This window comes from Anabaena sp. UHCC 0253, assembly GCF_009712085.1.
Taxonomy (GTDB): domain Bacteria; phylum Cyanobacteriota; class Cyanobacteriia; order Cyanobacteriales; family Nostocaceae; genus Dolichospermum.
The window spans coordinates 188,660-200,181 of record NZ_VILD01000010.1 but is presented as its reverse complement, the minus strand read 5'-3'; the positions used below and the strand labels follow the sequence as shown (position 1 = coordinate 200,181).

Genomic DNA, 11,522 nt, shown 5'->3' with positions numbered 1-11,522 from the left:
CAGTGCTTGCTGATAAAGTTCAATCGCCTGCTCATTATTTTCTAGAGAAGAGTAATCAATAGCCATTAATGAAAGAATCTCAGACTCTTGTGATTTATTATCAGGAATTGCTTGGGCAATAGTCAGTGCTTGCTGATAAAGTTCAATCGCTTGCTCATGTTTCTCTAGCCTAGAATAGTTAATCGCCATTAAAAAAAGAATCCGAGATTCTTGTGGTTTATTATCAGGAATTGCTTGGGCGATAGGCAGTGCTTGCTGATATATTTCAATCGCTTGCTTATATTTTTTTAGGCTAAAATAGTTAATCCCCATGAATACAAGAATTTGAGATTCTTGTGGCTTATTGTTAGGAATTGCTTGGGCAATGGGCAGTGCTTGCTGATATATTTCAATCACCTGATTATATTTCTTGTTTTGAGATAAGATATTTCCTATATACATCAGAAGACTAGCTGTAAACTTTTGATCTTTAATCTCTTGTGCAATCACTAATGCTTGTTGATACAATTCCAAAGCACGATCATCATCTTTTTGTTGCTCATAAACATCTCCTAACCATAATAAAAATTCTCGATTCCCCATGTTTATTTCCTACTTCTCTGCGTAATACTAATGCTTGTTGATACAATTCCACAGCACGGGCATAATCTTTTTGTTGCCTATAAATATCTCCTAACAGGGATAAAATTCTCGATTCCTCATGTTTATTTCCTACTTTTCTGTGTAATACTAATGCTTGCTGATAAAACTCGGCTGCCTGTTCTAAATTATCTGACTGTGAATAAAATATTCCAATTCGACCCAAGGTGTTGCCTTCACCTCTTCTATTTTTAATTTCCCGATTAATTGCTAAAGCCTGCTGTAACTTTTCTAAAGCCTTGGGATACTCATTCAGCCAAACGTAAGTAAAACCGATATTACTCAGAGACTTAGCTTCACCTTCCCTATCCTTGAGTTCTCGACGAATTTTTAAGGCTTGTTGGTGATATGACAATGCCTGAGTATCATCTTCTTGCAGCCTGTAACTTGTGCCAATATTATCTAAAGTTTCGCCGACTCCGGCTTGTTCTCCCAGTTGCTGATACAGAGATAAAGCTTGTTGCAAAACTTCCAGTCCTTGGGCGGTTTTATCTGAAGAATTATAAATATTACCTATATAATTGAGAGTTGCAGCTTCTCCTGATTTATCTTGTAATTGTCGCCGCATTTCTAACACTTGCTGATATTTTTCCAGCGCGGCTGATAAATACCCTTGATTATCTAGTTCTCTCGCTTCTTCAAACAGATTATCTGCCTCCGTCTGCAAATTTTGTGTCAGCAAGTGTGGTGAAGTAGTCACTTCTGTCAATATTTGCTTGTTTGCTAAACTACCTGCGGCTAACCCTATCGAAGAACTCAGAGTCAATGCTAGGGTGACAAAGGCGAGATATTTCAGTTTATTGGACATTGATAATTCCTCTCATGTATGGTAAACAGCCTATTCAATCTTTATATATTTCTGGTAGCTATGCAGGTTATGCAAAAACACAAAAATAATCACAGTTTTTTTACAATACCTTAGTCAAAAAAAGATAATAAAAAATAGGGCGCTCCGTAGTGGAATCATTGTCTTGAGGGGGCGACAACTCCAAAACTACAAGGGGAGCATCCACTTTTGGCGAAAATACCCAATCAAAAAGGGCGTTGCTAAATTGAGGTATGAAATTCCTAAATTGAATCTTTAAAACTCTTACCTTTGCGTCTTTGCGCCTTTGCGTGAGACTAAAATTCATACCGTTAATCAGCAACGCCTCAAAAAGCAAGTAGCCCACATTCCGCAGAGGTGACTCAGATTATTAATATTTTTGAAAAATCCCAGCCAGAAAAATTTGATTATTTGTGATTAACTACACTTTATCTGAGTATAAGCCAAGCCAGACAACTTTGAAGCAGATTAGGCGCAATGTTTAGCAGAAATGATAGCGTAATCGCTTTTGCAAGCAGATTGCTGCTCAAAGATTAAATGGAGAATATCAAATCATTGTTCACTAGATATCTATTCTAACCTTCATGAATCAATTGCAGCAAAGCTTCCGTTGATATCTTGCCACTCATATCAGTACCTTCCAAGAGACTATCCGCCAAATCTCGCTTATGGTGATGTAACTCCACAATCTTATCCTCAATAGTATCCTTTGCTACCAAGCGATAAATTGTTACCGGACGTTGTTGCCCAATCCGGTGGGCGCGGTCAGAAGCTTGATCTTCCACCGCTGGATTCCACCAAGGGTCTGTATGGATAACGTAATCAGCAGCCGTTAGATTGAGTCCTGTACCCCCGGCTTTCAAACTAATGAGAAAAACATCCCCATCCCCAGCTTGAAAGGCATCCACGCTTCTTTTCCGTTCTGCCATTGGGGTACTACCATCTAAATATTGATATTTAATCCCTTGTTTATCCAGATAATCGCGGATGATATGTAAATGATCTACAAACTGACTAAACACTAAAGCTTTATGGCGATTTTCTAAAAGTTCACCCAGCACCTCACCAAAAAGTTGCAACTTAGAACTAGATAACTCAGTGTCAGGCATCACCAAACTAGGATTACAGCAAGCGCGACGCAGTTTCATAATTTCTGCTAACACTTGCAAATGTTTCTTTCCTGCCTCAGCATCTGTTTCGGTTAATTTAGATATAGCTTGACGGCGTAATGCTTCATAGAATGCCTTTTCCTCTTTACTTAACTCCACATGAAGCAGAATTTCCGTCCGAGAAGGCAATTCTTCTAACACCTGATTTTTCGTCCGTCGCAATAAAAATGGTTGAATGAGTTTTTTCAATTTATTACGTGCTTGTTTATCCTGATATTTCTCAATAGGGATAGCAAAGCGTTGATTAAAGCTTTCAAAAGAACCCAATAAACCAGGGTTAATAAACCGGAATAAATTCCACAACTCACCCAAATGATTTTCAATGGGAGTTCCCGTAGTCAACACTTTGAAATTAGCTTTCAGATTCATGGCTGCTTGGGAACGTTTAGTAGCCATATTTTTAATTGATTGGGCTTCATCCAATACAATCGTTTGCCACTGTACCTGAGCAAGCATTTGAGCTACTTCTTCCTGCTGCAATAAACCATAACTACATACCAGCATATCCAATGGTTGTAAACCATCTAATAATTTTTGACGGTTAGCACCAGAAAATTGCATAATATTCAGAGTTGGGGCGAACTTCTGAGCTTCACTCACCCAATTCATGCAAACGGACGTTGGGGCAATAATTAGAGTTGGTCCCTTATGGGCATTTCTGAGGATAACTGCTAAGGCTTGCACGGTTTTACCCAGTCCCATTTGGTCGGCTAAACAAGCACCTACACCCCAATGTGCTAAACGTGCCAACCAACAGAAACCATCCATTTGATAGTCCCGTAATTCGGCTTGAAACGTAGACGGGAGTTCTGGTTGCAGGTCTTTTACCTCTTTAAGTTTCTGGATATGTTCCTTCCAGTGTTTATCTGCTTTTAGCTTACCTACCTCGTCTACAAAATCTTCTAATCCTAATGTGGCTAAGGGGTGGAAACGCATACCTTTTCCATGTTTTTCCGAAAACATCCGTAATTCGTCGAGGCGTTTACGAAAGGCTTGGGTTAAAGCCAGAAATTGACCGTCACCAAGGGGAATAAATCGGCTGGGAGTTTTTTCTAGGAGTGCTAGGAGTTGCTGCATATCTAGCACTAGGTCATCATTCAGTTTCAATTCCCCAGTGGCTGCAAACCAATCTTGCTGACGTTGAATTGATAGGTTAAAGTCTTTCAAGTCTGCATTGTAACTAACCCGCAGTTTTTCCCCTTCTGGCCAAGCCATAACGACGCTGTTTCCCAGTGCTTGAAGTTCTAGCAACAGTTCTAAACAGTCTTCTGCTTCTTCTATTGCCCATTCACCATCTTGTTCTTCAATTCGCGTTAAGGTGGGACAGGCTTCTATCGCGGCTTTGGCAAGTTGTTTTTCTTCTGATAAATTGCGTTTAGTTTGCAGACGTTTACCTTCAATCTCAGCAATAACTGTTTCACCACCTGCACCGGGACGGAAGTATGGTCCACCTTGGGTAAAAGGACGAGATAATAGGGTGATTTTCAAGCCGGAATTGGCAGGTAAGAGGTGAATGTGGGGTAGCGTTTGGGCGGGGACTTCTTCTGCATTTTCTAGTCCGCCACCGATGTCAGAATGGACGGTAACGATGCCAGATACGGCATTAATGGCTGCTAAAACTTGCTTTTGGGCGATCGCAGGAACATTTAATTTGTTATCTTTACCAATAATCTCGGCAATGCGCCTATGTTCAGCTTTAATTTCAATAACTTTGATGCGAGTTGGAGTTTCTTTAATATGCAGAATGTTCTGTGATTCTGGTAATTTGGGCGAAAATTCCAAGGTGAGACGACCTTGTTTTTCTTTTTTCACCAGTAGTTCTGGTTCTCCTTTAACTATTTCTACCCGGATATTAGGCGTATCTTCCCAAAAAACTGCGGGGTGTCCAATTAAAGCTAAGATGGCTTTTTCACTGAAGTTATACTCGACTTTACCGTAATAACCACCATCATTATATGCCTCAATACAACTACAGACCCGCATATCTTGGGGTGTGACGTAGTTAAATTCACTCAAATTATTACTCAGGCGCTTGATAGCTATGGGGCGACCTTTACTCCACTCACCCTTAGCATTAACTTTTTGTTCCTTTGGTTGCAAAACACATCTACTGGGATAGAAGGTAATAAACCATGCTAACCGCATTTCTGACTCTGGTTTGCCGGGTGTTTGTGGTTGTTTCTGGAGATTTGCTAGGGCATTAAGGCACATTTCCCAAGCAGCTTGGGGTTGAATGAGGTCTACTATGGTTTGGATGTTGCTATCTTCTCGGAGTGCTGCTGCTTGTTGTTTATAGTTACTACTAGGTTTAAGTCGGGAGAGGAGTTCTGCTGCTTCCATTGCCAACCAGTGATGACCGGATGCGATCGCTCTCCGATATAATGGTTCTAATATGTTAGGTAAGCGTTTTTTTGCAATCTCAACATCCATCCAATAAAGACACAAAGAACAAAACAATGTTTGTAAACTATTTTCTTCTTCCACCGAAGCAATATAGGCACTTACTATAAGTTCTTTTTGAGTAATATCACCTTGCTGAACTTGCAGTACCATTTTCAATCTGGCATAAACAAATGTGAGCCAATGATTTGATTGACGGGACATTAATGTGGCATACTCTTCTGCTTCTTTGAGGCGTTCTGCTGAACCATCTTTTAACAATGCTAAAATAAAAAATAAACCACCAATTGTATGAAAATATATTTGGCGTTTACCCATAGCTTTTTTCAGGATTTTTAGAGCATCTGTATAATATTTAATAGCTTGTTCATTTTCACCCCGCAGAAAACTCAACCAACCCCAAACAATAGCAGCGTTATTTTTATATTCTTCTGATATTCGTCCCAAACTATCTTGTGCGTCTTCAGTATCACCCCGTAACAGCAATTGTTCTGTCAAAACCAAATGCAGATAATCTGAGCCATGTTTTCCAGATTCATAACATTTTTCTTCCAAGAGCATAAAGGCATCTTCAGAATTAGACAATTTTAATACTGAATTGAAGAGAATACTTGATATACTAATTCTATATAATTCCGTTGGTAGAGTATTCAGCCAAGTTTCATCAAACGGGTTATTGCATATCTGCTCGAAGATATTTTCTATAACAATTGGTTCTTCACTATCACTATAATTTCGATAATCTTCAATTTGCTTATTAATAAAACTAACATCTTGACGATAAAAACCAATGCGGATTTCCCTAATACATTGACGGAGATTATAGAAAATCCGACATTCATGTTTCCAGTGAGTGTGTATAGGTAATTTGATTTCTACGGCTATAACTAATGTTTCAAATTGTTCAGTTTCCACAGCATGACGAGTAGCAATTTCTGTGAGTAACGGATGACACTCAACCCCGCTGCGGTTTTCCTGAATTAACAAACCCGCTTTTACCAACTTATCAATTATCAGACTCAGGGTTTTAGTCCCCCAAGGTTTGTTATTTTCATCTAAAATATCAGTTTTACTAAGACAACTTATAAATGAATTCTTATCTATTGGTGCATAAATTACCGAAAACAATTGGATAATTTTTTGTGCAGAAGGGTGTAACTCAAAGTATTTTTCAGTGAGTTGTGTTTGTACTTTGGTGTTATCAAGTTTAAAATTAATCATAATACAACAGGAGTCCGGAGTCAGAATTTGTAGGGGCGAAGCATTCGGAAAATAGCCTTAGACAAAAACCGATAATTTATCGCCCGAATGCTGATGCTTCCAATCCCGTTAGGGATACGCCCCTACAGGCTTTGTGTATAGGTTTCAATTTAGATTTTATAGGAGTTATAGGAATCCTATTTGATTTTTATTAGCGCAGCGTAGCCGAGCCACCAAAGCAAATAAGCTGCATAAAGCTCTTAAAGACTTGCTTAACGCACCCTACAAATACTAAGATTTTTTCAAAATTCAAATACTATTGCCATAGTATCATTTGGCGTTACAGAATCGAAATATGAAAGTTAAAAATCTCATCTTTCCCTCTTTGCGCCTCCGCGCCTCTGCGTGAATAAAAAAATAAAGAGATGCTCCACAGAACATCTCTAACTTAAAAATGGGTGGCCCGGGATTCGAACCCGGAACAAATCGGTTAAAAGCCGAGTACTCTACCGTTGAGTTAGCCACCCTTTTGCTGTTTTTCCAACTTTCCCAATATACCAAACAGCCATAGTCTTGTCAAGGGGTTTTTAGAAAAAATTTGCCGTTAACTGGAAAGAAGCCGTACAACTAGCTCCTGGTGCTAACACAGTCAGATTTTCACCAGTGTTGAAAGCATTGCGAGTGGCGCTCCAAGGCTCTAGACAGTAGAATTCTTTGCCCTTAACAGTCCAGAACACCAACCAGGTAGAGAAATCATCGTAATCTAGAGTTAGCTGCAACTTGCGGCTGTTATCTATCACAGATGCAGATTTACTGGTTAATCCTCCAAAAGCAAAATCAATTTCCTCTTGATTAAAATCAAACTTGCCGTTAAAAGCGTGAAATTCCTTAGTTTTGTTGTCTTGATATTGACTAGAAGGAAGTTCCACTTCTAGCTGATTCTTATCACCACAGAGAAAATAAGGATGGAAACCAGCAGAAAATGGCATTGGTGTAGATGACAGATTTTTATATTCCTGACGCACTACTAAAGTATTACCTTGGAGTTCGTAGGTAAAAGCCAATTGAAAATCAAAAGGATAAACTGCCTTTGTTTCCTCATTGCTGGTGAGAACTACAGTTAGACTAGCGTTATTTTCTGTCTTTTGCTCTGTTGCTGTCCAAGGCAATTCTCGCGCAAAGCCATGTTGTTTAATAGTATACTGTTTTCCCTCGATGCTGTAAGTATTATCAGGTAAGTTACCGCAAAGAGGAAACAAAATTGGATTACCACCCCGAACGCTCAAATCAGCATGAGTAAAGCGTTCTGTATCTAAATAGAATATTTCTTGACCATTAATTCGCCAACGAGTGATGATACCGCCTCTTTCTGGAACAACTTCTATCTGTGAACCAGCGGTTTTATCAGACAGGATGTAGGTTTTGTATTGTTCTTGTTGAATGTCAATGGTGAACATAATAGTCAGTAGATTGGTGTGGAGATTTGTGCTTATGGACAGTTAGGAGGAAACAGGCAATAGTTAAGAGGTTTTGGGCAATTTTACTCTTGATTACATCTTGCGATTTTTCTACCTTTCTCCCCAATTGTAGGTTGTCGTGCCAACAAATTCCACCATGATCATTTAATCTCAAACCTTCAAAAAATAGGTTTTGTCAAGTAAACTTTTCGTCCCCTTGCGGGGAAGTGGGTTTAGAAAGTCGCATTTTTGATCACAAAATGAACGATGTAATAACACCGTTTCCATCCCCTTGCGGGGAAGTGGGTTTAGAAAGGAAATTTTAGCAGATAAACTGTACTTCGCCGTGCCAGTGTTTCCATCCCCTTGCGGGGAAGTGGGTTTAGAAAGTCATGGCATACAGGGCTAGTTTGCAAGATGAAAAATTGTTTCCATCCCCTTGCGGGGAAGTGGGTTTAGAAAGTTGCCAGCACCCTCTCGATTAAAGAAGTTTATGAGGGTTTCCATCCCCTTGCGGGGAAGTGGGTTTAGAAAGTCGAAAGTAATCTTACGAGATTCATCGACATGTTGATTAAGTTTCCATCCCCCTTGCGGGGAAGTGGGTTTAGAAAGACTGCATTAACTTTAGGAGTTTCTACTCCTGCAATGTTTCCATCCCCTTGCGGGGAAGTGGGTTTAGAAAGTTATCAACTCGATGTATTTACACCAAAGGGTCTCGTTTCCATCCCCTTGCGGGGAAGTGGGTTTAGAAAGTTGCTAGGGAATGTATCAGATATGTTCCAATTAACGTTTCCATCCCCTTGCGGGGAAGTGGGTTTAGAAAGATTGTTTTCAGGTGTTATTTTCCCAGATGCTTGGAGTTTCCATCCCCTTGCGGGGAAGTGGGTTTAGAAAGGAGTGCTAATGTGGAGCGTGATCACTGGCTAAGTTTCCATCCCCTTGCGGGGAAGTGGGTTTAGAAAGTTCTTGCTTCGATTTTCCCATCTATTGCTCAGACTGTTTCCATCCCCTTGCGGGGAAGTGGGTTTAGAAAGGGTTCACTTCTGGAAAGCTTACTGGGTAGGGGTTTCAGATACCCATTTCGATACACCTCAGAAAAATGGAAAAATTTTCCGACAAAGTGGCGAATTTTATAGGCTAAAACCTTTAGTGTGCAAGACTTCGACACACTTCAACGAAATTATAGAGTTTTCAAGGTTCGGGGGAGGTGTGTCGAAAAAATTTAACCCACCAATCTAAGTTTACTACTTAACAACTAGAAGAGTCAAGAATTTTATTGTATAAATTCGATTTAATGAATCGAATTTGTACTATAGCAGTAAGCAAGAAACAATCATAAAAACCTTGCCAGGTGCGTCACTTAGAGACAATCAGTTTATTTACCGAATTATCCCCTAACACACCCTACAAGCAATAGTCCTACTTACTTGAATGTCCATGGTAAACATGATTTTATTTGATGATTCGTAATTGATAATTGTCAATTGTCAATTATCAATTATCAGCTTATACGTCTTCAGCAAAAATGAAACGATATAACTCGCTAGGATCTGGTTCAGGGCTGCTTTCAGCAAATTTAACTGCGTCCTCAATCACAGCCTGAATTTTCTTTTCAATATCTTTGAGTTCTGCTTCTGTAGCTAGATCATGTTCTAGCAAATAAGCAGCTAACTTTTTAATGGGGTCACGAGCAAACCAAAAATCCTTTTCTTCCTTGCTGCGGAGTTCGTCTGGATCAGCCAGAGAGTGACCCCGGAAGCGATAGGTCATGGCTTCAATTAAAGTTGGACCTTCTCCAGCCCTAGCACGAGCTACGGCTTCTTGAGCCACTTGTCGCACTGCTAAAACATCCATTCCGTCTACTTCCACACCCACCATGTTAAACACACTGGCTTTTTTGTAAATTTCTGGTTGGGAAGTTGCCCGTTCGTGAGCCATACCGATCGCCCACTTATTATTTTCTACCACAAAAAGAATCGGCAGTTTCCATAAAGCCGCCATATTCAATGTCTCAAAAAATTGACCGTTGTTAGCCGCACCGTCACCAAAGAAGCAAGCCGTTACTTGGTCAGCATTTTTGTCTTGAAGAACTTCCCGACGGTATTTAGATTGGAAAGCCGCACCAGCAGCTACAGGAATACCTTCAGCAACGAAAGCATAACCACCTAATAGACGATGTTCCGCAGAAAACATATGCATTGAACCACCACGGCCTTTACTGCAACCGGTGGCTTTACCAAATAATTCTGCCATGACCTCTCGTGCGGGGACTCCGGCACTTAAAGCATGAACATGGTCACGGTAGGTACTGGAAACGAAGTCTTCACCAGGACGCATTGCACCTTTAACAATGCCACTACAAACGGCTTCTTGTCCGTTGTAAAGGTGGACGAAACCAAACATTTTTCCTCTATAGTACATTTCGGCGCATTTATCTTCAAAGAAACGGCCTAATGTCATATCTTCGTATAAGCCCAATCCTTCTTCTTTGGTGATTTGGACTGTGGCAGTATTAAATACGGGTAATGTGCGCTCTTGAACCATGCTTGTAAATTATCCTTATCGTAAAACTTAAAGTTAAGTGGGTCTTTGATCACGTTAGCTATAAATCAGCCAGCGTTGACAAAACTAATTTATCAAACCTCATTTTATAGGATAGCAATGAGGATAACTGGCTTTCTGCATAGCGATTAACAATTAACCTAAATTGCTGTTTGCCTTTTTCCACCCGCGCTTACGGCAATTTTCATGCATTTAAAGCAAATATTGAATAAATCTCTTTTTTTCCTTTATTTCTTTGCGTCTTTGCTCCTTTGCGTCTACCCTTTGGGATCTCTAAGAGAGATGGCGCGAAATAAAATTAAATGTTATTCATTTACCTGTGAGTTTTACCAGTCCAATCCCACCAAAGTATAATCCTAAAACAGCACCAGCTAAAAGACTTTGGGTGAGAGGATCAGTAGAAGGTGTAAGCACCGCTCCCAAAACTACTGCTGCCATAATCACATAGCGCCAACCTTTTAACATGGTTTGTGAAGAGACAATCCCTAAAGTAGCCAGCAATAATTGAATAACCGGAACTTGAAATGCTAGTCCTGTGGTGAATAACAATAACAGCACAAATTCAAAATACTTATCAATTGACCAAATTTGCTCAACAACATCAGCACCATAATTAATGAAGAATTGTAAAGCAGCCGGGATGAGTGCAACATAAGCAAATGCCAACCCCGCTACAAATAGTACACTTGACCCCAAGACTACAGGGATTAACAACCGACGTTCCCGTATGGTGAGTCCAGGAAGTACAAACTGGATAATTTGGTAGAGAATGAAGGGAGTAGCCAGCATTAAACCACTGTAAGCGGCAACTTTCATGGAGACAAAGAAAAATTCTCCTGGAGCTAATTGCAGAAATTTAACTCCTTGAGCAGGAACTTCTAATAACTGCACTAGGGGTTTAACTACGATAAAACAACCGACAATACCCACTACAACCACAATGAGGGAATAGAAAATTCTTTGTCGTAACTCCTCCAGGTGGTCAAAAATGGACATTTCCACTTCACCTGGTAATTCATCCAGCGGGTTAATAGAGGGTTCACCGGACGTTTCTGGATCTAAATCGAGGGATTTTATTTGATCTAAGTCTTGTGAAGAGGTCATGATTCAGTTATTAGGAAACATTTGTTAGGCAATCTTCGTTAACTATTTTATCTGGGTCGGTGACTACCAAGAGAGGTTTTTACTAGCTTCCTAGATTTTGTTTATTATTTTTTCACTTTTGCGCTTATGACCAAACATGATTACTGCTTACTCAAACACATGATT

Annotated in this window: 6 protein-coding genes, 1 tRNA gene and 1 CRISPR repeat array; all 7 genes read right to left on the bottom strand. The window is 39.9% G+C overall.

Annotated elements, in window-relative coordinates:
* Positions 1–582: tetratricopeptide repeat protein (locus FJR38_RS23770; RefSeq protein WP_168539796.1), on the bottom strand; the 582-nt coding region annotated here is incomplete at its 3' end.
* The gene (locus FJR38_RS23765) at positions 539–1,447 is read right to left on the bottom strand and encodes a tetratricopeptide repeat protein (RefSeq protein WP_168539794.1); all 909 of its coding nucleotides are present in this window, start codon (positions 1,445–1,447) and stop codon (positions 539–541) included. The genes FJR38_RS23770 and FJR38_RS23765, both read right to left, overlap by 44 nt.
* A gap of 593 nt (positions 1,448–2,040) precedes the next feature.
* Positions 2,041–6,255, bottom strand: coding sequence for a DEAD/DEAH box helicase (locus tag FJR38_RS23760; protein ID WP_168539792.1), 4,215 nt, complete (start codon positions 6,253–6,255; stop codon positions 2,041–2,043).
* Positions 6,256–6,689: 434 nt separating this feature from the next.
* Positions 6,690–6,761: transfer RNA gene (locus FJR38_RS23755), tRNA-Lys, on the bottom strand.
* Positions 6,762–6,821: 60 nt separating this feature from the next.
* Positions 6,822–7,691, bottom strand: coding sequence for an aldose epimerase (locus tag FJR38_RS23750; RefSeq protein ID WP_168539790.1), 870 nt, complete (start codon positions 7,689–7,691; stop codon positions 6,822–6,824).
* A gap of 205 nt (positions 7,692–7,896) precedes the next feature.
* A CRISPR array of direct repeats spans positions 7,897–8,725; the repeat unit is 36 nt; unit sequence GTTTCCATCCCCTTGCGGGGAAGTGGGTTTAGAAAG.
* 472 nt (positions 8,726–9,197) lie between these two features.
* Positions 9,198–10,235, bottom strand: coding sequence for a pyruvate dehydrogenase (acetyl-transferring) E1 component subunit alpha (pdhA, locus tag FJR38_RS23745; protein ID WP_168498254.1), 1,038 nt, complete (start codon positions 10,233–10,235; stop codon positions 9,198–9,200).
* 327 nt (positions 10,236–10,562) lie between these two features.
* Positions 10,563–11,357 carry a twin-arginine translocase subunit TatC gene (gene tatC / locus FJR38_RS23740; protein WP_168539788.1) on the bottom strand — a complete coding sequence of 265 codons (795 nt, stop codon included), beginning with the start codon at positions 11,355–11,357 and terminating at the stop codon, positions 10,563–10,565.
* Between the last annotated feature and the right edge of the window lie 165 nt (positions 11,358–11,522).